The organism is Nocardioides ginsengisoli (assembly GCF_039537225.1).
GTDB lineage: Bacteria > Actinomycetota > Actinomycetes > Propionibacteriales > Nocardioidaceae > Nocardioides > Nocardioides ginsengisoli.
In genome coordinates this window covers 1-21980 of record NZ_BAABAC010000011.1, presented here as the reverse complement: position 1 = coordinate 21980, position 21980 = coordinate 1, and the positions used below count along the sequence as shown (strand labels likewise).

Below are 21980 nucleotides of genomic sequence, written 5' to 3'. Positions count from 1 at the left end.
ATGTGCTCGGCGAGGTCGATGACCGGTCGCACGACCACGGTGCTGGCGGTGCCGAGCCATGCGCGGACCTGCTCGGTGCTGATCGGGCGGTCGTTCCACCGGGCGACGGGGTTGTCGCCCGAGAGGGTGGTGTCGGTGATGTGGACGTTGATCGTGGCTTTGCGGGCGGGCGCGCCCTCGAGGTCGAGCATCAAGTCGGCCCGGGCCAGCTCGCCGATCGCCTGCGACCGCCGGACGTCGAGCGAGGCCGCGCTGCCCAGGCTCCCCAGCAGCGTGGCGCGGCGGGCGATGGCGTCGTCGAGGTCGTGGGCGTCGGCGGCGTCGAGGAGGCCGGAGATGGACGCCTGGCCGTTGGTGTTGGGCTCGTCGATGTCGACGTAGCGCTGGTCGGCCGCGGCCGCTTCGCGTTCCGCCTCGGCCCGCTCGGGGTCGAACCGGAGGATCGCCTCGGCGATCAGCCGGTCGAGCTGGGCCCAGCCGACGCCGGAGGCGTTGAACAGGTTGCGGTCGACGAATGCCGCGGCGTCGGCGGAGAGCGGGCCGACCATGTCGGAGATCCGCTCGGCCCGCCAGGGGGCGAGGCGTCCGGCCATGACGGCGGCCCACACGTGGGGCAGGCGCCAGGCGCAGCCCAGGATCCGCGCTACATAAGCCCTCCCGCCGTCGGGCGAGCGACCGAGGACGGCCACGAGCTCCATCAACGCGAACTCCGACACCAGCGGGGCGCCGTCGCCGGCCAGGGGCAGGCCGGTGTCGATGAAGCCCTCGCGGACCGTGGCCGCGCCCTCGACGCCTTCGACGATGTTGTCTTCGGCCCAGGTGACGATGTCGGCCCACTCGCGGATCAGGGATGCGTGGCGGACCTCGGCCTCGGCGCGCAGCCGCGTCAGCACCGGGGTGGTGCTGGTGGCGGAGGCGGTGTCGCGAGGCATACCCCTACCCCAACATGTTGAGCCCACCCTGCCAAGGCCACTGCGGCGACTCCTTGCCGGAGGCGCCGATTCCTGCCGGATACGGCAAGAATCGGCCCGAATCATGCGGTCAGAAGCCGCCGGCCTTGCCCTCGAGGTGGGGCGCCAGTCGATAGGCCCCCTCCGCGTCACGGGCTGCGAACCGGGCCAGCACCCGCGCGGCCGCCAGCTGGCCTGACACCGTCGTCCCGCTGACCGGCACCTCGCGCCGACGGGCGCGAGGTCGCCGGTTCAGTACCGCCCATGACCACCACCCAGACCTCGTCCCTGTCTCCCTCTGGCCGGATCGCCGACCGCGTCGTCATCGTCACCGGTGGCGCGCGCGGCATCGGCGCGGCGTGCGTCCGCCGCCTCGCCGAGGAGGGCGCGTACGTCGTGATCGCCGACGTCCTCGAGGCCGAGGGCAGCGCCCTGGCGGCCGAGCTGGGCGAGCGGACGGCGTACCTCGGCCTCGACGTGACCAGCGAGGACGGCTGGGGCGAGGCCGTCGCCGCCGCCGAGGAGCGCTTCGGCCCGGTGTCGGGGCTCGTCAACAACGCCGGCATCGTCCACGTCGAGCCGATCGAGACGCTGAGCGAGGCCGACTACCGCCGGGTGATCGACGTCAACCAGGTCGGCGTCTTCCTCGGCATGAAGGCCGTGCTGGCCTCGATGCGCCGCGCCGGATCGGGCTCGATCGTCAACATCTCCTCGACCGGCGGCCTGGTCGCCTACTCGCGGATCCTCGGCTACGTCGCCTCCAAGTGGGCCGTGCGCGGCATGACCAAGACCGCGGCCCAGGAGTTCGGCCCGGACGGGATCCGGGTCAACTCGGTCCACCCCGGCATCATCCGGTCCGAGATGACCGCCAACTCGGACCGCTCGCACGAGCAGGTCAAGACGCAGCCGCTGGCGCGCGAGGCGGAGCCGTCGGAGATCGCGAACCTGGTGCTCTTCTTGATCTCCGACGAGTCGAGCTACAGCACCGGCTCGGAGTTCGTGGCCGACGGCGGCTTCACCTCGCTCTGAGACACCTGCCGGGCCGGTATGTTTCGATTAGTAACACTTGGTGCCGTTGAGTGGAACTACGAGCCGGGCCGCCCGGGGCCGCTGCCTACCTTCGCGACGAAGAGTTCCCCGAGGTCCCGAAGGAGGACGACGTGCTCGACAAGGAGGTCGCCGGTTTCCTGGCGCTGCTCAACGAGAGCTTCCCGCCGATCGCCGCGATGAGCGGCGCCGAGGCGCGCGCGGCGACGAAGGCCCGGCAGGTCCCGCCCGGCAACCTGGACGACGTCCGCTCGGCCGAGGACGTGACCATCGAGGTCGACGGCGGCACGATCGGCGCGCGGGTCTACCGCCCGCACGGCCCGGCCGACGTACGGCGTCCGCTGGTGCTCTTCCTGCACGGGGGCGGCTTCGTGTTCTGCGACCTGGAGAGCCACGACGGCTTCTGCCGGCAGCTGGCCCGCGAGGTCGACGCGGTCGTCGTGTCCGTCGACTACCGGCTGGCGCCGGAGCACCGGGCGCCGACGGCGGCCGAGGACGGCTACGCCGCGCTGCTGTGGGCGAGCGAGCGCCACGACGAGCTCGGCACCGACCCGGCGCGGGTCGTCGTCGCGGGCGACAGCGCGGGGGGCAACCTGGCCGCGGTCGTCGCGCTGATGGCGCGCGATCGCCGGGGGCCCGAGCTCGCCGGACAGGCGCTCCTCGGGCCGGTCATCGATCCCGGCTGCGACACCCCGAGCTATGCCCTCTACGCCGACGGCTGGTTCAACACCCGGGCCAACATGGAGTGGTACTGGGACCAGTACCTCGGCGCCGACCGCCGGCTGCCCGACCGGCCCGAGCTGGTCGCGCCGGCGCGCGCCGAGAGCCACGCCGGCCTGCCGCCGGCGATCGTCGTGGTCACCGCCGCCGACCCGCTGCGCGACGAGGGCGAGCAGTACGCCGCCCGGCTGGCCGCCGCGGGTGTCCCCGTCGTCACCCGGATCCACCCGGGGCTCTTCCACGGCACCCTCACCTTCATGTCCTTCCGCGCCGGCGCCGCGGCCCGCGAGCTGCTCTATGCGGACCTGCGCGCCCTGCTCGCGCACGCCTGACCGCACCACCTGACCGCACCACTGATCGCACCAGCCTGGAGAACCACCCCATGAACGCACCCACCCCCACCAGCAGCGAGGTCCGCGACCTCGTCATCGTCGGCGCCGGCCTCGCCGGCATCTACGCGATGTACCGCGCGCTCGAGGAGGGTCTCGGCGTCGTCGGCGTCGAGGCCGGCGAGAGCGTGGGCGGTACCTGGTACTGGAACCGCTACCCGGGCGCCCGCTGCGACGTCGAGAGCGTCGACTACTCCTACTCCTTCGACCGCGAGCTGGAGAAGGACTGGCGCTGGACCGAGCGGTTCGCCACCCAGCCCGAGATCCTGGCCTACCTCGACCACGTCGCCGACCGCTACGACCTGCGCCGACACTTCGCCTTCGGCCGCCGGGTCACTGCCGCGCACTTCGACGAGCGGGCCTCGACCTGGACGGTCACCCTGGACGACGGCACCCGGCACCGGACCCGCTTCGTGATGATGGCGACCGGCTGCCTGTCCGCACCGATCCGCCCCGACCTGCCGGGGATCGACGACTTCGCCGGCGCCACCCTGTTCACCGCCCAGTGGCCCACCGAGCCGGTCGACCTCGCCGGCAAGCGGGTCGGCCTGATCGGCACCGGCTCCTCGGGCATTCAGGCCGCGCCGATCATCGCCGAGCAGGCCCAGTCGCTGACGGTCTTCCAGCGCAGCGCCAACTACACGGTCCCGGCCCGCAACCGGCCGCTGACCGAGGCCGAGCAGCAGGAGATCCAGGAGACCTACCCCCAGCGCCGCGAGGCCTCCCGCTATGCGCCGGCCGGCTCGCTGAGCACCACCCACGCGCAGAAGGCGACCGAGGTGAGCGCCGAGGAGCGCGAGCGGGCGTTCGAGGCGCGCTGGCAGGAGGGCGGCGTCCTGTTCGCCAAGACCTTCCCCGACCAGAGCAGCGACCTCGTCGCCAACGACTACGCCCGCGAGTTCGCCGAGGCCAAGATCCGCGCCATCGTGCAGGACCCGCAGGTGGCCGACGACCTGATCCCGAAGGACCACCCCATCGGGACCAAGCGGATCGTCACCGACACCGGCTACTACGAGATGTACAACCGCGACAACGTCGAGCTGGTCAACCTGCGCCGCCACCCGATCGAGCAGGTCACGGCGTGGGGCATCAAGACCGACGACGCGTCGTACGAGCTCGACGTGCTGGTGTTCGCGACCGGCTTCGACGCGCTCACCGGCGCACTCACCTCGATCGACCTGCGCGGCGCACGCGGCGCCGTCCTGGCCGAGGAGTGGGCGGACGGGCCGGAGACCTACCTCGGCCTCGGCGTCGCCGGCTTCCCCAACCTGATCACGCTCAACGGCCCCGGCAGCCCGTCGGTGCTCGCGAACATGTCGACGCACACCGAGCAGCAGGTCGACTGGGCGATGGACCTGATCCGGTACTGCCGGGCCCACGGCATCGACCAGGCCGAGCCGCGTCGCGACGCCGCCGAGAAGTGGACCGAGCACCTCGGCGAGGTCGCCGAGGGGACGCTCTTCGTGAAGGCCGCGTCGTGGTACATGGGCGCCAACGTCGAGGGCAAGAAGCGCACCTTCATGCCGTACATCGGCGGCTTCGGCAACTACCGCCGGGCCTGCGACGAGGTGCGCGACACCGGCTACGAGGGCTATGTGCTGACCCGCTCCACCGCCCGGGCCTGAGCCCGGACGGCGGAACGGCGCCGGCTCACCAGCCGGCCAGCACCTGGTTCACCCGGCTGGCGCGGCCGCCCGCGGTGTAGTCGCCGTCGAGGGGCGTCACCGACACCCGGTTCGCCTTGAGCGCGTCGGTGTCGGCGTCGCGCCGGGTCTCGGGGGTCGCCGGGCCGACGACGAGCCGGTAGGTGCCACCGTCGATGCCGACCGCTCCGGTGTAGGAGTTGTCGATGTCGGCGGAGGTGCCGGCCGCCGTCAGCGCCGGGCGCAGCGGCGTGCCCGGGTCCTCGAGGAACGGGACGTTGACGTTGAGCGCCAGGTCCGGCGTCAGCAGGTCGCGGCGCACCAGCCGGCCGAGCAGGTCGACGGTGAAGTCGGCCGCCGGGACGAACTGGGTCGCGGCCAGGTCGGCGAAGGACACCTCCGCGCTGAGCGCCAGCGTCGCCACGCCGTGCTCGTGCGCGGTGATCGCCGCGCCCACGGTGCCGGAGTGGTTGATGAGGGTGCCGACGTTCTGGCCGAAGTTGATGCCCGAGAGGACGACGTCCGGCCCCTCGCTCCAGTAGTGGTCGGGCACCACCCGGTCGAGACCGATCATCACGGCGTCGGCGGGCGACGCGCTCGGTGAGGTCGACGTGCAGGGCGCGGCGCCCACGCAGACGCCGTACACGGGGCCGCCGCTGGGCGCTGCGGCGCAGTCGCCGGCGTACGCCGCGGGGGCGGTCACCTTCTGCACCGTGATCGCGACCGGCGCGGAGCCCGGCGGCGTCATCCGCCCACCCGCGCCGGACTGCTGCGACCAGGGTGCCACGACCACGACGTCCGCGCCGGCGGCGCACAGCGCCGAGCGCAGCGTGTAGAGCCCGCGCCCGTCGGTGCCGTAGCGGGTGTCGCGCCCCTGCGCGGAGTCGTCGTTGGCGATGAGCACCTTCAGGCCCGCGAGCGGCGCGGCCGCGGCCGGGCGCCCGCCCGGCTCGGCTGCCTGTCCCTGACCCGGCAGGGCGGTCAGGGCGAGGCCGCCGGCGAGGGCGGTGAGCAGGACGGGAAGGGTTCTGAGCTTCATGGTTACTCCGATCTGGTCAGCCCGGGGGCCCGGGCGCGGCCAGCCTCGGGAGGGCGCGCGGCGACGGGCAGGCGACCTCCCGTCAGCCGGGACCTGGGTCCTTGCGAATCCGCAGGCGCTGGGCTCGCTCGCCGGGTTTCCCCGGCTGTCATCGGTGGGTCGCAGAACCTTCATGCCAGCACACAAGTTCCTGCCGCTGGAGAGGTTCCGTTGTCGTCACGGATTGGTAGGGTCGACATCGCAGCGACTGCAGTTCTCGAAGGTGAACGCCTGCGGAGTCTGTGGCCGACGGCGTATCTGGTTTGTGGTGGCCCCATCACGGTCGGAGCGACGTGTCATCGCAGCCGCTGCGGGCCGTCGAGGTGGCGGCTCTCGCCCCGACACAAGGAGTAACGAGCATCATGGCTCAGGGCACCGTCAAGTGGTTCAGCGCCGAGAAGGGCTTCGGCTTCATCGAGCAGGAGGGTGGCGGCGACGACGTCTTCGTCCACTACTCGGCGATCCAGTCCAACGGCTACAAGTCGCTGGAGGACAACCAGAAGGTCGAGTTCGACGTCACGCAGGGTCCCAAGGGCCCCCAGGCCGAGAACGTCCGTCCCCTCTGACCAGCTCACGCTGACCGAGGGAGACGAGCCGTCTTCCGTGAGGCCCCGCCGATCCCGGCGGGGCCTCACGAATTTTTCCTTAACTTTTGAGTTTGCACTTGGGTGCAAGGGGGAAGATGGGATCGGCAGCGCGCGCTCACGAGGCGCGCGAACGCTCGGCCAGAGCGAAGGAGGGGGTCCGGATGGCCGATCAGTACGACGTGACCCTCGAGGACGGCGACCTCCTCGTGGAGGTCGAGCTGACCACCAACCTGATCATCGCCGCCACCGCCTCCGACGAGCGGCTCTCGGTCGAGGAGATCGACCGCATCCTCGGCGTCTCGCCCGCCTGAGCCGCGAGCCCCGTCTGAGCCCGCGCCTCCGGCGCAGTGATCAGCAGGTCGCGAAGAGCAGCGGCCCCGTGCTGAGGTCCGAGAGCACGAAGGCGCCCGGCACTGGGTGCAGCTCCAGGGTCAGGACGCGCCCGTCGGCGGCCACCTTGCCGAGCCGGAACCGGTCGCCGAAGCTCCCGCCCTGCCCGGGCGCCGGCCCGTCGGCGAGCTTGGACCGGCTGTCGGCGTCGGTGCGGGCCGCGGCGTCGTCCTCGAACGCCATCGCCACCCGGACGTCGCCGCCCGGCATCCCCGCCATCGCGAACCCGGTCATCGGGTGCACCTTCCCGGCGGCGCGGATCAGCTCCGCCGCCCGGGTCTGGTCGGGGCCGTCGGCGTCGGACATGGCGAGCGCGGTGCACGCCTGGTCGCCGGTGTACGTCGCCGCGGTGATCGCGTCGCCCGTCGCCGCCACCACCGCGGCCACGCCGTCGTCCCGGTCGCCGCGCGCCAGGTCGGTGCGCCGGGCCAGGAAGTCGGCGTCGTCGCTGCCGACCAGCAGGTGGTGCTCCTCGTCGATCTGCAGCGCGGCCAGCTCGGGGGTGACCGGCCCGTCGAGGCCCTCGAGCAGGTCGACGCCGCCCTGCCAGACGCCGTCCGCCTGCGCGGGCTCGTCGTAGCCGACCGCCTTGAGGGTCTTCCGCAGCCGGCCGACGTCGAAGGAGTCGGGCAGGCCCATGATCACCAGCGCGCCGTCCTTGCCCTGGGTGAACAGCTCCCAGTCGATGCTCGCGGGCGAGAAGCCCAGTGACGTCTGCAGCGTCGGCGCCGACTCGTCGAGCGCCGTCGTCGACGACAGGTCGCGGTCGAACGCCTTCTGCAGCAAGGCGGAGACGTCGTCGGCGGAGGAGTCGACGGACAGGTGCGCGCCAAGCTCCTTGCGGACGCCTTTCCAGTCGGTCCAGCTGAAGCGCTGCGCCGACGTGGGCGCGAGCGCCACCGCCGCGGAGAAGCGGCTGTCGCCGGACCCGCGCAGTCGCCACACGGCCACCGCCGCGACCGCGCAGACCAGGGCCACGACGACAGCGATGATGACCCCACGACGACGCATGCACGTACCTTAGGGCGGGAGGCCATACCCTAGGCCCGTGCCCGACATCCTCGCTGCCGGCGTGGTCGCGTTCCGTCCCGGTCGTGAGGTGCTCCTCGTGCACCGTCCCAAGTACGACGACTGGTCGTTCCCCAAGGGCAAGCTCGACCGCGGCGAGCATCCCACCGCCGCCGCGGTGCGCGAGGTGGCCGAGGAGACCGGCGTCCACGTCCGGCTCGGTCCGCCGCTGCCGACCCAGCGCTACCCGGTCGCGCGCCGGATGAAGACGGTTCACTACTGGACCGGTCGGGTGGTCGGCGACGACGACGTGTCGGCGTACCGGCCCAACGACGAGATCGACGAGGTGCGCTGGGTCCCGGTCGCCGACGCGCCCAAGGTGCTCAGCTATGACCGCGACCGCGAGACGCTCGCCCACGCCCTCAAGCTGCGCCGGAAGACCCATGCGCTGGTGGTGCTGCGCCACGCCCAGGCCCGCTCCCGCCGCGCCTGGCGCGGCGCCGACGACGCGCGCACCCTGCTGCAGGTCGGGGAGACCGAGGCGGTGCGGCTGGTGCCCCTGCTCGCGGCGTACGGCGTGACACGGATCGTCAGCTCGCCGAGCACCCGCTGCGTCCAGACCGTCCGCCCGTTCGCCGAGACGGCCGGCTACCCGCTCGAGCTGCGTCCGCTGCTCAGCGAGGAGCACGCCACCACCGAGGACGTCGGCGCGCTCGTCGAGGAGCTGATGGGGGACGGCCAGAACGCCGTCCTGTGCACGCACCGGCCCGTCCTCCCGCAGGTCTACGACGCCGCGGGGATCGAGCTCCCCGAGGACACCCCGCTCGAGCCCGCCGGGCTGCTGGTGCTGCACCTGCGCAAGGGCCGGATCGTCGCCGTCGAGCGTCATCACCTGCACCGCGACGTGCGCTGACCCTTGCCCCGGCGTGCACCCCGAGCGCACGCTGAGCGGACGACGTGACGCGGCCCACGAGCCGACTCCGCTCGGACTGCCACTGTTCACCCGGCGTTCAGATCCGCCGGGGAGTTGCGTTACCGACGCTGCCTAACTTCCACGGTGTCCAGTAAACCGAGGGGCAGTCGTTCAAGAGCCCCTCACCTCTGAGAGGCAAGTCCTTGAACCTCAAGTCCATCCGCCGCGCCGCGGTTCCCGGCGTTGCCGCCCTCGCCCTGCTGATGAGCGCTTGCGGCGCGTCCAACGAGACCTCGTCCAGCGACAACAACGGCGACAGCGGCACCAGCCTCAGCGGCAACCTCAAGGGTGGTGGCGCGACGTCGCAGGAGAAGGCCCAGGAGGCCTGGAAGACCAAGTTCCAGGGGATGAACAGCGGCCTCACCATCGACTACTCGCTGCTCGGCTCGACCGACGGCCGCAGCCAGTTCACCAGCGGAGCGCTGTCCTTCGCCGGCTCGGACTCCTACATCTCCGACGACGAGCTGAAGAAGGCCAACGAGCGCTGCAACGGCGACATCGTCGAGGTCCCGGCCTACATCTCCTCGATCGCGATCGCCTTCAACGTTAAGGGCGTCGACAAGCTGCAGCTCGACGCGGCGACCATCGCGAAGATCTTCGACGGCAAGATCACCAAGTGGAACGACAAGGCGATCGCCGACCAGAACTCCGGCGTCACGCTGCCCGACCTGAAGATCTCGCCGGTCCACCGTGCCGACGACTCGGGCACCACCAAGAACTTCACCGACTACCTCAACAAGGTCGCGCCGTCCGACTGGAAGTACCCGGCCGCCGACGCGTTCCCGGTCTCCGGCGGTCTCTCCGCCGAGGGCACCTCGGGTGTCGTCAAGCAGATCACCGACACCAACGGCACCATCGGCTACGCCGACGCCAGCCAGACCGGTGACCTGAAGGCCGTCTCGGTCAAGGTCGGCGACGCGTACGTCGCGCCGTCGCCCGAGGGCGCCGCCAAGACCGTCGCCGTCTCGCCGGTCGTCTCCGGCCGCGAGGCCACCGACATCGCCGTCGACGTCGACCGCACCACGGCCGAGGCCGGCGCCTACCCGGTGATCCTGCTGTCCTACCTGATCGGCTGCAAGACCTACACCGACAAGGCCGAGGCCGCCAACGTCAAGGGCTACTTCGAGTTCATCGTCTCCGACGCCGGCCAGGCCGAGTCGTCGAGCTTCGCGGGCTCCGCGAAGCTCGCGCCCGAGACGGCCAAGAAGGCCCAGGACATCGTGGCGCAGATCTCCGCCAAGTGATCCACCGGAGGGGTGAGGACGGGTGATCCCGTCCTCACCCCTCGACCGGTACCCGCACCCCCTCCGAGCACCCCGAATGCAAGGTAGAACCGACGTGACTGCACGCACCGCAGAGGCCGAGGACGCACCGGCGTCCTGGGCCAGCGTTCGCGGCGGAGTCGGCGATCGCATCTTCAGCGGCGCCGCCCTGCTTGCCGGCCTGACCATCCTCGCCGCCCTCGCCGGCGTCTTCATCTTCCTCGCGCTCAAGGGCGCGACGGGCTTCACCAAGGCCGCCGACGTCTACGGACCGCACGCGTCGAGCTTCCTCGGGTACGTCGGGCCGCTGCTCGTCGGCACGTTCACCGCGTCGGCGATCGCCCTGGTCATCGCGGTGCCGCTCGCGTTCGGCATCGCGCTGGTGATCAGCCACTACGCGCCGCGGTGGATCGCGGCGCCGGTCGCCTACGTGATCGACCTGCTGGCCGCCGTACCGTCGGTCGTCTACGGCCTCTGGGGCGCCTTCTACCTCGCCCAGAAGCTGGTGCCGATGCACGTGTGGCTGCACGAGCACCTCGGCCCGATCCCGCTGATCGGCAAGCTCTTCGGCGAGCCCAGTCCGGCCGGCCGCACGCTGCTGACCGCCGGCATCGTGCTGGCGATCATGATCCTGCCGATCATCACCGCGATCACCCGCGAGGTCTTCTCCCGCACGCCGCGACTGCACCAGGAGGCAGCGCTGGCCCTGGGCGCCACGCGCTGGGAGATGATCCGGATGACGGTCTTCCCGTACTCCCGCTCCGGCATGGTGTCGGCCGTGATGCTCGGCCTCGGCCGCGCGCTCGGCGAGACGATGGCCGTGACCATGGTGCTCTCGGTCGGCTTCAACATCTCCTGGAACATCATCGCCACCGCCAGCCCGACGTCGATCGCCGCGAATATCGCGCTCAAGTACAAGGAGCGCAGCGCCGACCTGCTCAACGTCCTGGTCGCGACCGGTCTGGTGCTCTTCCTGATGACCTTCCTGGTCAACTTCATCGCCCGCTGGATCGTGGGCCGCAGCGAGAGGCGGATGGCCCGATGAGCGCCGTACAGGAGGTCACCGAGCGGGTGCACGTCCCGCTCGTCCAGCCGCGGCTGCCGCGGCAGGCCCCGGCCATCATGGGCGTCGTCGCGGTCGCCTTCGGCGCGCTGCTCATGGTGCTCGGCATGGGCATGATCAGCGCGGTGCTGCTCGGCGCGCTGGTCTACCTGCTCGCGCTGCCGCTGTGGTCGATGGCCGTCGAGGGCCGCCGCGCGGCGACCGACCGGATGATGACCGGCCTGATCTGGGCCGCCTTCGGCATCGCCGTCGTCCCGCTGGTCTCGCTGATCTGGCGGGTCGTGAGCAAGGGCGTCGGCCGCATCGACGGCACCTTCCTCAGCTACTCCTTCTTCAAGACCGACATCAACGCGCCGGTCGGCGTCTACCACGCGATCATCGGCACCCTGCTGATCACGCTCGGCGCCGCGATCATCTCGGTGCCCGTCGGCGTGATGGCCGCGGTCTACCTGGTCGAGTACGGCAAGGGCAACAAGCTGGCCAAGGCGATCACCTTCCTGGTCGACGTGATGACCGGCATCCCGTCGATCGTCGCCGGCCTGTTCGCCTTCGCGCTGTTCACGCTGATCTTCGGGCCGGCGTACGTCTCCGGCATCGGCGGATCGGTCGCGCTGTCGCTGCTGATGATCCCGATCGTGGTCCGCGCCACGGAGGAGATGCTGATGCTGGTGCCCGACGACCTTCGCGAGGCGTCGTACGCGCTCGGGACGCCGAAGTGGAAGACGATCGTGCGGATCGTGCTCCCCACCGCGCTCGGCGGCATCCTCACCGGCGTCACCCTCGCGATCTCCCGCGTGATCGGCGAGACCGCGCCGCTGCTGCTCATCGCCGGCGCGACCGACCGCACCAACATGAACCTGTTCGACGGTGCGATGACGACCCTGCCGGTCCTCATCTACGGGCAGAACCTGCGCGGCGACGCGCCCGCCGAGGCGATCGCCTGGGGGGCCGCCTTCATCCTCATCGTCATCGTGATGGTGCTCAACCTCGCAGCACGCATCATCGGCAAGATCTTCGCCCCCAAAAAATAACCAGCAGGGCTTGAGAGGGAAAAAGGCACAGTCATGGCCAAGAGCATCGACGTCTCCGACGTCAACATCTACTACGGCGACTTCCTCGCCGTGCAGGGCGTCAACATGACGATCCGCGCGGGTGCGGTGACCGCGTTCATCGGGCCGTCGGGCTGCGGCAAGTCGACCTTCCTGCGCTCGCTCAACCGGATGCACGAGGTGATCCCCGGCGCCCGCGTCGAGGGCAAGATCGTCGTCGACGGGCAGGACCTGTACGAGCCCGGCGTCGACCCGGTCGCCGTACGCCGTCAGGTCGGCATGGTCTTCCAGCGCCCCAACCCGTTCCCGACCATGTCGATCTACGACAACGTCATCGCGGGCCTCAAGCTCAACGTCGGCCGGATGAAGAAGTCCGAGTCCGACGCCGTCGTCGAGAAGTCGCTGCGCGGCGCGAACCTCTGGAACGAGGTCAAGGACCGCCTCAACAAGCCCGGCATGGGTCTCTCCGGCGGCCAGCAGCAGCGGCTCTGCATCGCGCGCGCGATCGCCGTCGAGCCGCAGGTGCTGCTCATGGACGAGCCGTGCTCGGCGCTCGACCCGATCTCGACCTCGGCCATCGAGGACCTGATCCACGAGCTCAAGAACGACTACACGATCGTCATCGTCACCCACAACATGCAGCAGGCCGCGCGCGTCTCCGACGACACCGGCTTCTTCAACCTCAAGGCGACCGGCGAGCCCGGCCACCTGGTCGAGTTCAACCCGACCAAGAAGATGTTCGCCAACCCGGACGACCCGGCGACCGAGGCCTACATCTCGGGTCGCTTCGGCTGAGGATGCGAGACGGGCGCCGTGACGCCCGTCGCCAGTCCGTGCGCGCCTACCTCCACCGGTGGGTGGAGACCGCGGGAGCCCAGCTCCTCGTGGTCGACCCCGCCGAGGACGGGGGCGCGCTCGCGGAGGCGATGGCGGGTCACGGGGTGCACGTGACGTGGGTCGGCACCACGCTCGACGGGCTCGTCGAGTTCGGGCGGATGGACCCCCACGCGGTGGTCGTCGCCACCGAGGCGCCGGGCGCCGAGGAGTTCGTCGGCGTCATCCGGCAGCACGGGACGCCGTACGTGATCGCGGGGACCGGCGACGCCGACCACCCCGGCGTCGACGGCGCCGACGCGGTCGGCTCGCTCATGCTGGCCGGCGCCTCCGCCGTCGCCCTGCGGCCCTACACGCCGCAGCACCTGTGGGAGCTGATCACCCACGCCCCCCGCTCCGTCGCCGACCACGCGCGGCTCGAGGTGGGGCCGATCGTGCTCGACGCCACGGCGTACAGCGTGCGGGTGGACGGCGAGCGGATCGGCGACCTGCCGCTGAAGGAGTTCGAGCTGCTGCGCGCGCTCATGCTCTCCTCGCCGGGCGTGGTCACCGACGACGAGCTGCGCGAGGCGCTGTGGGGTGCGGACGGGCGGCGGCCGGGTGGGAACACGATCGCGATGCATGTGACGCGGCTGCGGTCGCGGTTGGGTGGCATCGCGGACATCCGGCGGATTCGGGGGCGCGGGTACAGCCTCACCGTGGGGTGATGCTCGGCGTCCTCGCCGACCCGGCACAAACGTGCTCGCGAAATGCACCGACCCGGCAGAAACTTCTGCCGGGTCAGCATCATCGGCGTGGATCGGATGAACGCGGCCGCGCCGCCCGCCCCGCTTCGCGTGGAGTCGTGTGCCTGAGAACCCCTGTGGACGGGTTCTCAGGCACACGACTCCGATTTCGCGGCTCTTGCTCAGAGCAGAATCAGGTTGAGCAGCTCGTAGCAGCCCCACGACGCGAGCGCCGCGGCCGGGAACGTCGACACCCACGCGACCAGGATGGTCCGCGCCATGCCCCAGCGCACCGCTGAGAAGCGCTTGGTCGCGCCCGCGCCCATCACCGCCGAGGTGATGGTGTGGGTGGTCGAGATCGGGGCGTGGAACACGAACGCCGTCGTGTAGAGCACGCCCGCGCCGACCGACTCGGCGGCGAAGCCGCGCGGCGGGTCGAGGTGGATGATCTTGCGGCCGAGGGTGCGCATGATGCGCCAGCCACCGGCGTACGTGCCGGCGGAGATGGCGCTCGCGGCGGCGAGGACGACCCAGATCGGCAGCGTGTCGATGCTGTACGACGTCGGGTAGGCCACGACGAGGGCGAGCAGGATGACGCCCATCGTCTTCTGCGCGTCCTGGAGGCCGTGGCCGAGCGCGAGGGCGGCGGCGGAGACGGTCTGCAGGCCGCGGAATCCGCGGTTGATCCGGTGCGGGTTGCCCTTGCGGAAGATCCACAGGATCGCGGTCATCACGATGAACGCCGCACAGAAGCCGAAGAGCGGCGAGATCACCATCGGGATCAGCACCTTCTGCACGATGGTGTCCCACTTGACGCTGACGCCGCCGGCGATCGCCGCGCCGACCAGGCCGCCGATCAGGGCGTGCGAGGACGACGACGGCAGGCCGAAGTACCAGGTGATGAGGTTCCAGATGATCGCGCCCAGCAGGCCGGCCATCACGATGACCAGCCCGTGATGGACGCCGACCTGCAGGTTGCCGCCGGAGTCCTCGATGGTGATCACGTCGGCGACGGTCTTGGCGACCTCCTGGCCGAGCAGGGCGCCGATGAAGTTCATCATCGCCGCGAGCGTCAACGCGATGCGCGGCGTGAGCGCGCGCGTAGAGACCGACGTCGCGATCGCGTTCGCCGCGTCGTGGAAGCCGTTGGTGTAGTCGAACGCAAGCGCGATCGCGACCACGGCGATCACGATCGCCAGGGTGAGAGTCACCGACTCAGCCTTCCTTGACGGCGATCTGCTCCACCGTGTTGGCGACCTTCTCGAAGGCGTCGATGGCGCTCTCGAGCGACTCGACGATGTCCTTCAGCTTGAGCACCTCGATCGTCGGGTACTCGCCGGAGAAGAGCTTGGCGAGCGTGCGACGGTGGTTGCGGTCGCCGGCGTTCTCGAGGCGGTTGATCTCGATCCAGTAGTCCTCGAGCGACTGCATCGACTGCAGGCGCGGCATCGAGGCCGCGGTCAGCTCGGCGCACCGCTGGATCACGTCGACCTGCTCGGAGAGCTCGGGCGGCAGCGACTTCACCTCGTACAGCAGGATCAGGTCGACGGCCTCGTCCATCATGTCCATGACGTCGTCGAGGCCCGACCCGAGCGCGTAGATGTCCTCGCGGTCGAACGGCGTGACGAAGGTGCTGTTGACCTTCTTCACGATCTCGTGGGTCGTCTCGTCGGCGGCGTGCTCGGCGGCACGCATCCGCTCGGCGACCTGCGCCTTGTCGGACGAATCGGACAGCATCTCGGCGAGAAGCTCGGCGCCGCCCACGAGGTGCTGGGCGGACTGGGTGAAGAGGTCGTAGAAGGAAGTATCGACCGGACGCAGACGCAGACCCACATGGACTCCCGTTGAGGCGGAGGCGAACGCGTTCATGCTAGGGGAGGATCTTCTGGTGAACGCAACCCGCGCCCCCGCCCGGGCGTGTGGGCCCGCGCACGCGTACCGCCCCGGAGAGCGCTCGGGGCACACGTTGTCGCAGGTCAGCGCGGCGTGTCGGCCCTCCGGCGGCGCTGCTGCTCGATGAGCGTCTCTTGCAGGTGATCGGCGCCGCCGTTGCGCTTCCACTCGCCGTCGGCGCCCAGCTCCCACGCCTGGGTGGTGGGGGCGAAGGCCAGGTCGAGCAGCCGGCGTACCTCGTCGCGGGAGGCGTCGGGGAGCTTGACGAGCACCTCGACGCGGCGATCGAGGTTGCGGTGCATCAGGTCGGCGGAGCCGATCCAGGAGACCGGCTCGCCGCCACCCTCGAAGGAGAAGATCCGGCTGTGCTCGAGGAAGCGGCCGAGGACCGAGCGGACCTTGATGTTCTCGCTCAGGCCCGGTACGCCGGGGCGGAGCGCGCAGATGCCGCGCACGATCAGCTCGACCGGCACCCCCTCGCAGGAGGCCAGGTAGAGGGCGTCGATGGTCTCCTCGTCGACCACGGAGTTGGCCTTGAGCCGGATGCCGGCGGGGCGGCCCTCCCGGTGGTGCGTGATCTCGGCGTGGATCTGGTCGATCAGTCCCGCACGCACGGAGTCCGGGGCGACGAGCAGCTGCTCGTACGTCGCCTTGCGCGACCAGCCGGACAGGTTGTTGAACAGGTGGGCGACGTCCTCGCCGATCGCCTCGTCGGTCGTCAGCAGGCCGAGGTCCTCGTACATCCGGGAGGTCTTCGGGTTGTAGTTGCCCGTGCCGATGTGGGTGTAGCGGCGGATGCCCTCGGGCTCGTCGCGCACGACCATCGCCAGCTTGCAGTGGGTCTTGAGGCCCACCAGGCCGTAGACGACGTGGCAGCCGGCCTGCTCGAGCTTGCGGGCCCAGCGGATGTTGGCCTGCTCGTCGAAGCGCGCCTTGATCTCCACCAGCACCAGCACCTGTTTCCCGGCCTCGGCGGCGTCGATGAGGGCGTCGATGATGGGGGAGTCGCCCGACGTCCGGTAGAGCGTCTGCTTGATCGCCAGCACGTGCGGGTCGGCGGCCGCCTGCTCGATGAAGCGCTGCACCGACGTGGCGAACGAGTCGTAGGGGTGGTGCACGAGGACGTCGCGCCGGCGCAGCGCCTTGAACACGTCGACGGGCGCCGCCGACTCGACCTCAGCCAGGCGCGGATGGGTGATCGGGACGAACGACGGGTACTTCAGGTCGTCGCGGGGGAGGTCGGCGATCGAGTGCAGCCCGCGCAGGTCGAGCGGCCCGGGCAGCCGGAAGACCTCGCGCTCGTCGATGTCGAGCTCGGACACGAGCAGCTCGAGCACGGACCGCGAGATCGACTCCTCGACCTCGAGCCGGACCGGAGGACCGAACTTGCGGCGCAGCAGCTCCTTCTCCAGCGCGGCGAGCAGGTTCTCGGCGTCGTCCTCCTCGACCTCGAGGTCCTCGTTGCGGGTGACGCGGAAGGTGTGGACCTCGACGACCTCCATGCCGGGGAACAGCCGGCCGAGGTGGGCGCCGATGACGTCCTCGAGGGGGACGAAGCGGGCGTTGCCGAGCGCGACGAAGCGGTCGAAGTTGGAGGGGACCTTGACGCGGGCGAACAGCTCCTTGTCGGTCTTCGGGTTGCGCAGCACGACCGCGAGGTTGAGCGAGAGGCCCGAGATGTAGGGGAAGGGGTGCGCCGGGTCGACCGCGAGCGGCGTCAGCACCGGGAAGATGCGGTCCTTGAAGAGCCGCTTGCAGAACTTCTGCTCGTCGCGGTCGAGGTCGGCCCAGCGGACCAGCTCGATGCCCTGCGCGTCGAGCGCCGGCACCACCTGGTGGCGGAAGGCGCGGGCGTGGCGCTGGCTGAGGTCGGCGGTGCGGGACCAGATCGCGTCGAGCACCTCCAGCGGCATCAGGCCGCTGGCCGCACGGACCGCGAGACCGGTCGCGATCCGGCGCTTGAGGCCGGCCACGCGGACCATGAAGAACTCATCGAGGTTGCTCGTGAAGATCGCCAGGAAGCGGGCCCTGTCGAGCAGGGGCAGCTGCTCGTCCTCGGCCAGCTCGAGCACCCGCTCGTTGAAGCGCAGCCACGACAGCTCACGGTCGATGAACCGGTTGTCGACCGCCTCGATCGCCGCGACCAGCTCGGGGTCGGGGACGTACGACGCCGCGCCGTCGCCGCCCGCGACGTGGGGGTTCGGCGGGTCGAAGTCGGCGTCGATGTCGGCGTCGAACGGGTCGAGGTCCGGCTGCTGCTCCAGGGACATGCTTCGAGTGTGGCAGCGCCGGGTGAACGCGAGGTGACGACGAGGCCGAGGAAGCGTCGTGCCGCCGGTGACCGGCGGGTAGGTTGTCGCTCGTGAACCTGCGGACCACCGTCGAGGCCGGCCTCGTGAAGACCGTGATGGGCCTGCCCGCCAAGGCGCAGCGCGCCCTGTCCGGGCGCCCGCTCGTGCTGGACGGGCAGACGCTCGCGCCCGACCTGCAGCTGATGCTGGCGCTGCAGAAGCTCGCCCGGAAGGGCGATCTCCGGGGCGCCGACGTCATCTCGGGGCGCGCGGCGATGAAGGCGAACGCGGGCCTGGTCGGTGGCCGTCAGCCGATCGGCGCCGTCCGTGAGCTGACCGTGGCCGGCCTGCCGGCACGGCACTACCTGCCCCACGGCGCGCGGGCGGTCAGGGCCGGCACGCCACTGCTGCTGTTCTTCCACGGCGGCGGCTTCCTGTACGGCGACCTCGACTCGCACGACGCGCCCTGCCGGGTGCTGGCGGAGGAGTCCGGCGTCCCGGTGCTCTCGGTGGAGTACCGGGTCGGCCCCGAGGCGGCCTTCCCGACCGCCTTCGACGACGCCGAGGCGGCGCTGCGCTGGGTCCACGACAACGCCGCCGAGCTGGGTGTCGACCCGGCGCGGATCGGCGTCGGCGGCGACTCCGCGGGCGGCAATATCGCCGCCTGGACGGCGATCGTGGCCGCGCGCGAGGGGCTCCCGCTCGCCTTCCAGCTGCTGATCTACCCGTGCGTCGACGTCGACCGCGACACCGAGAGCCTGCGCCTGTTCGGGGAGGGGCTGTACCTCACCGCCGAGGGCATGCAGGAGTTCACGGAGTCGTACCTGCTGACGCCCGAGGACCGCGCCGACGACCGGATGAACCTGCTCGACGTGAAGCTGCCCGACGGGCTCGCGCCGGCGTACGTCGTGACGGCGGGCTTCGACCCGCTGCGCGACGAGGGCGAGGAGTACGCGCGGCTGCTCGTCGACGCGGGCGTGGAGGTGGAGCTGCGGCGCTTCGTCGACCAGATCCACGGGTTCCTCAACATCGTGGGGGTCGGGCGGAGCAGCCGGGCCGCCGTCCTGGAGATCGCGGGCCGGCTGCGCGAAGGGCTCGCCGCGCGCTCCTAGCGTCGTTCTAGAGAGCGGGGCGATACTCGCGCAGCTGGCGGGTGAACTCCTCGGCGTCGACCATCGAGCCGTCGATGACGAACGGCTCGAGGTTGCGACGCGGGAAGCGCACCACCCAGCCGGAGTCGCCGGGGCGGCCGTCCATCTCGACCTCGGTGCCGGGCTTGCGCAGGTCGAAGCGGTAGGTCGTCTCACCCTGCTCGACGTAGACGATGCCGCGGACGACGCTTACCTCGACCGGGACGACGCGGGTGCGCGCCGCGGCCCAGCCCAGGCCGATCGCGAGCAGCACCATCACCACGCCGAAGGGCGTCATCAGCTTGCCGTTGAGCAACGCCAGCAGGGCGACCATGCCGGCCACGACCGCGGTGGCGGCGAGGATCATCGACAGGATCCGCGGATCGCTGCCGTCGCCACTCACCCGCTGCTCAGGCGCGGGATCGCCGGCGAACAGGGACAGGGAGCCGTCGTCGGCCTCGAGCGCGGCGAGGCGCTCCCGCGACGCGGCCAGCTCGGCGGACAGTGCCGCGACCTGCTGCTCGGCGACCTCGCAGCGTCGTACCAGATCGTCGCGCTCCGCGCGGAGCGCCGCTGCCTGCTCGGGGTCTAGAGCTCCGGTCGCCACTGTCGCAATGCCTCCAGGAAGCGGTGGGCGTCAACCATCCGCGCGTCGATGACGACCGGGGACATGCTGCGACGCAGGATCAGGACCCGCCAGTTGCGCTGGCCCGCCGTACCGGTCTGCTCGATCTTGGTGTTGGGGCTGGTCAGGTCGAACTGGCTGTTGGTGTCGCCGATCGTGACCTTGAGCAGGCCGGTCTCGTCGACGTGGACACTGCGCGAGGAGTTGCTGACCTTGAGCGCGTAGCCGAGGAGGACGGCGGCCACCACGGTCAGCGTGGCGCTGAGCGCGACGTCGTCCCAGAGGGTGCGCTTGATCGCCATCCGGCCGACGACGGCCGCGCAGGCGAGGGCGACCAGGATCGCGATCGGGGCGAGGCTGTCGGTGCCGCGCTTGGTGTGGAACGGCGTGGCCTTGACGGTCACCGGCACGGGGGCGGGCTCGCGCTCCACGGCCGGCTCGATGATCGGCTCAGGCTCGGCCGCGATGGTGGCGGCGACGGGCACGGGCTCGGGCTCGACAGCCTCCGGCTCCGGCTCCGGCTCGGGCTCGGGCTCGGGCTCGGGCTCGGGAAGGACCTCCGGCTCGGGCTCCTCCTCGACCGGCTCGTCGATGTCGATGAGCTCATCGGTCTCGTCGGCGGGGACGGGCGTGGTCGCGGTGGCGCGCCACTGCTCGAGCAGGGACGGCGGACGCTCCTCGTCGGCGAGCTCGGCCACCGGCTCGACCTCGGGCTCCGGCTCGGGCTCCGGCTCGGGCTCGACCTCGGGCTCCTCGACGACGGGCTGCTCCTCGGCGTGGATCCGGGCGCGGATCGCGGCCATCTGGCTCGCCAGGTCGGTGACCTCGGGCACGGCGTTCTCGGGCTCGGCGTTCTCGGGCTCGATGACCTCCGGCTCGGGGGTCGGCTCGGGGGTCGGCTCGGGGGTCGGCTCGGGGGTCGGCTCGGGCTCGGGCTCGGGGAGCGGCTCGGGGGCCGGCTCCGGGATCACCTCGGCGATCGGCTCCGGCTCGATGACCTCGGGCTCGACGACCTCGGGCTCCACGACCTCGGGCTCGATGACCTCGGGCTCGAGCGCCACGAAGGGCTCGGGCTCTTCCGCAGCGGCCGGCTCGGACGGCTCGGACGGCTCGGGCGCGTCGGCGATGCGTGCCTGGATCTCCGCCATCCGACTGGCCAGGTCGGCGGCCTCGGCGAGGGCCCGCTCGCGTTGGCGGGCGAGCTCGGTGGCGCGGGCCTCGGCCTCGGCACGGGCGCGGGCCTGGGCGGCGGCGGCCTCCTCGGCCTCGGCGCGGGCCTGGGCGTGGCGCAGGGCGCGCTCCTCGGCCTGGACCAGCTCCGACTGCAGCGACTCGACGGCGGCGGCGTGGGTGGCGGCGGCCTGCTCCAGGTCGGCGAGGGCGGTGGTGGCGCGCTGCTCGGCCTCGGCACGGGCGTGGGTGGCCTCGGTGGCGTACGCCGCGGCGGCGGCGAGCGCCTCGGTGGCGGCCTTCTTCTCCTCGGCGAGCGCGGCCGCGGAGGCGTGGGCGGACGCGGCGGCGGCCTGGGCCTCGGTGGCGAGCTCGAGCTGCTGGCGGGCCGCCTCCTCGGCGAGGCGGCGGGCCTCGTGGGCCTCCTCGGCGCGGCGGGCCTGCTGGGTGGCGGACTCGTCGGCGGCGACCCGGGCGGCGACCTGCTCCTCGGCGCGCGCGGACGCGGCGGCGGCACGGCGCTCGGCGGCCTCGGCGGTCTCGAGGGCGATCCGGGCCAGCTCGGCCTGCTCGAGGGCGGCCTGCTCGGCGGCCTGGCGCGAGCGGTGGGCGTCCTTGGCGAAGCGGGCGTGGTCGGCGGCGGCCTGCTCGGCGGCGGCGCGCTCCTCGACGGCCTGGCGGGCCAGGGCGCCGTGCTCCTCGGCGCTCGCGGCGGCCTGCTCGGCGAGCATCCGGGCGCGCTCCTCGGCGGCCTCGGCGGCGCGGTGGGCGTCCTGGGCGAGGGCGGCCTGCTGGCGGGCGGCCTCCTCGGCGAGCGCGCGGGCCTGGGCGATCTCGGCCGACGTACGCTCCGCGGCCGCGCGCTCCTCCAGCATCCGCCGCGCGAACTCGGCGTGCTCGGCGGCGCTGACCGCGGCGGCCTCGGCCATGACGCGGGCGTGCTGCTCGGCGGCGGCGCGCTCCTCGTGGGCGATCCGCGCGGCCTCGGCGTAGGACACGGCCGACGACTCGGCCTCCTGGCGGGCGCTCGCGGCGGCCGCGGCCAACTCGGCCTGCTCGCGGGCGTGGGCCTCGGCGGCCTCCCGCGCGGCGTGGGCGGCGGCGGCGCGCTCGGCCTGATCGACGGCGTGCCGCTCGGCCTCCTCGCGGCGGG

Annotated in this window: 19 protein-coding genes and 1 pseudogene; 12 read left to right on the top strand and 8 right to left on the bottom strand. The window is 71.6% G+C overall.

The genetic code is table 11. The features are described 5' to 3' along the window. A partial coding sequence (locus AB4880_RS06420; RefSeq protein ID WP_367918385.1) for a DUF222 domain-containing protein occupies nt 1–932 on the bottom strand: 932 nt, incomplete at its 3' end. A gap of 282 nt (nt 933–1214) precedes the next feature. On the opposite strand from AB4880_RS06420, the gene AB4880_RS06415 reads away from it, so the two are divergent. The 3 genes from AB4880_RS06415 to AB4880_RS06405 all read left to right on the top strand — a co-directional run bounded on the left by AB4880_RS06415 (nt 1215) and on the right by AB4880_RS06405 (nt 4731). Then, on the top strand, nt 1215–1979 hold the full coding sequence (locus AB4880_RS06415) for a glucose 1-dehydrogenase (RefSeq protein WP_367918384.1): 765 nt from the start codon (nt 1215–1217) through the stop codon (nt 1977–1979). Nucleotides 1980–2110: 131 nt separating this feature from the next. After that, nucleotides 2111–3049, top strand: a complete 939-nt coding sequence (locus AB4880_RS06410; RefSeq protein ID WP_367918383.1) for an alpha/beta hydrolase — start codon at nt 2111–2113, stop codon at nt 3047–3049. A gap of 50 nt (nt 3050–3099) precedes the next feature. After that, the gene (locus tag AB4880_RS06405; RefSeq protein ID WP_367918382.1) at nt 3100–4731 is read left to right on the top strand and encodes a flavin-containing monooxygenase; all 1632 of its coding nucleotides are present in this window, start codon (nt 3100–3102) and stop codon (nt 4729–4731) included. Nucleotides 4732–4756: 25 nt separating this feature from the next. Here the strand turns inward: AB4880_RS06405 and AB4880_RS06400 are convergent, their stop codons facing one another. Beyond that, on the bottom strand, nt 4757–5788 hold the full coding sequence (locus tag AB4880_RS06400; protein ID WP_367918381.1) for a 5'/3'-nucleotidase SurE: 1032 nt from the start codon (nt 5786–5788) through the stop codon (nt 4757–4759). A 401-nt stretch (nt 5789–6189) separates the two neighbouring features. On the opposite strand from AB4880_RS06400, the gene AB4880_RS06395 reads away from it, so the two are divergent. Both AB4880_RS06395 and AB4880_RS06390 read left to right on the top strand, forming a co-directional pair. Then, entirely contained in the window at nt 6190–6393 is a 204-nt protein-coding gene (locus tag AB4880_RS06395; protein WP_038681651.1) for a cold-shock protein, read from the top strand. A 182-nt stretch (nt 6394–6575) separates the two neighbouring features. Further along, a complete protein-coding gene (locus AB4880_RS06390) occupies nt 6576–6725 on the top strand; it encodes a hypothetical protein (RefSeq protein WP_367918380.1) in 150 nt (49 codons plus the stop codon). 40 nt (nt 6726–6765) lie between these two features. Here the strand turns inward: AB4880_RS06390 and AB4880_RS06385 are convergent, their stop codons facing one another. Beyond that, entirely contained in the window at nt 6766–7815 is a 1050-nt protein-coding gene (locus AB4880_RS06385; RefSeq protein ID WP_367918379.1) for a hypothetical protein, read from the bottom strand. Nucleotides 7816–7852: 37 nt separating this feature from the next. Here AB4880_RS06385 and AB4880_RS06380 point away from each other — a divergent pair, with 37 nt between their 5' ends. The 6 genes from AB4880_RS06380 (at nt 7853) to AB4880_RS06355 (ending at nt 13700) form a co-directional block, all read left to right on the top strand. Then, complete coding sequence (locus AB4880_RS06380) at nt 7853–8725, top strand: NUDIX hydrolase (protein WP_367918378.1); 873 nt, start codon at nt 7853–7855, stop codon at nt 8723–8725. A 203-nt stretch (nt 8726–8928) separates the two neighbouring features. Continuing rightward, on the top strand, nt 8929–10029 hold the full coding sequence (locus AB4880_RS06375; protein WP_367918377.1) for a phosphate ABC transporter substrate-binding protein PstS: 1101 nt from the start codon (nt 8929–8931) through the stop codon (nt 10027–10029). A 94-nt stretch (nt 10030–10123) separates the two neighbouring features. Beyond that, nucleotides 10124–11092, top strand: a complete 969-nt coding sequence (gene pstC / locus AB4880_RS06370; RefSeq protein ID WP_367918376.1) for a phosphate ABC transporter permease subunit PstC — start codon at nt 10124–10126, stop codon at nt 11090–11092. Then, nucleotides 11089–12141 (top strand): phosphate ABC transporter permease PstA, encoded by a 1053-nt coding sequence (pstA, locus tag AB4880_RS06365; protein WP_367918375.1) that lies wholly within the window; start codon nt 11089–11091, stop codon nt 12139–12141. The genes pstC and pstA overlap by 4 nt, the downstream gene beginning before the upstream one ends. Before the next feature lie 33 nt (nt 12142–12174). Beyond that, nucleotides 12175–12954 carry a phosphate ABC transporter ATP-binding protein PstB gene (gene pstB / locus AB4880_RS06360; RefSeq protein ID WP_367918374.1) on the top strand — a complete coding sequence of 260 codons (780 nt, stop codon included), beginning with the start codon at nt 12175–12177 and terminating at the stop codon, nt 12952–12954. Between the two features lie 38 nt (nt 12955–12992). Beyond that, nucleotides 12993–13700 (top strand): winged helix-turn-helix transcriptional regulator, encoded by a 708-nt coding sequence (locus AB4880_RS06355; protein WP_367918373.1) that lies wholly within the window; start codon nt 12993–12995, stop codon nt 13698–13700. Between the two features lie 200 nt (nt 13701–13900). Here AB4880_RS06355 and AB4880_RS06350 read toward each other — a convergent pair whose 3' ends face one another. The 3 genes from AB4880_RS06350 to AB4880_RS06340 form a co-directional block, all read right to left on the bottom strand. Continuing rightward, entirely contained in the window at nt 13901–14929 is a 1029-nt protein-coding gene (locus tag AB4880_RS06350) for an inorganic phosphate transporter (RefSeq protein WP_367918372.1), read from the bottom strand. 4 nt (nt 14930–14933) lie between these two features. Continuing rightward, nucleotides 14934–15551, bottom strand: a complete 618-nt coding sequence (locus AB4880_RS06345; RefSeq protein ID WP_367918371.1) for a DUF47 domain-containing protein — start codon at nt 15549–15551, stop codon at nt 14934–14936. Nucleotides 15552–15694: 143 nt separating this feature from the next. Continuing rightward, complete coding sequence (locus tag AB4880_RS06340; RefSeq protein ID WP_367918370.1) at nt 15695–17881, bottom strand: RNA degradosome polyphosphate kinase; 2187 nt, start codon at nt 17879–17881, stop codon at nt 15695–15697. Between the two features lie 92 nt (nt 17882–17973). Between AB4880_RS06340 and AB4880_RS06335 the strand changes: the two genes are divergently transcribed. Continuing rightward, nucleotides 17974–19014 (top strand): alpha/beta hydrolase, encoded by a 1041-nt coding sequence (locus AB4880_RS06335; protein ID WP_367918369.1) that lies wholly within the window; start codon nt 17974–17976, stop codon nt 19012–19014. A 7-nt stretch (nt 19015–19021) separates the two neighbouring features. Here AB4880_RS06335 and AB4880_RS06330 read toward each other — a convergent pair whose 3' ends face one another. Together AB4880_RS06330 and AB4880_RS06325 are read right to left on the bottom strand one after the other, a co-directional pair. Next, nucleotides 19022–19639, bottom strand: a complete 618-nt coding sequence (locus AB4880_RS06330; RefSeq protein WP_367918368.1) for a hypothetical protein — start codon at nt 19637–19639, stop codon at nt 19022–19024. Next, nucleotides 19621–21980 (bottom strand): annotated as a pseudogene (locus AB4880_RS06325) (hypothetical protein); the annotation flags it as partial. The gene AB4880_RS06330 and the pseudogene AB4880_RS06325, both read right to left, overlap by 19 nt.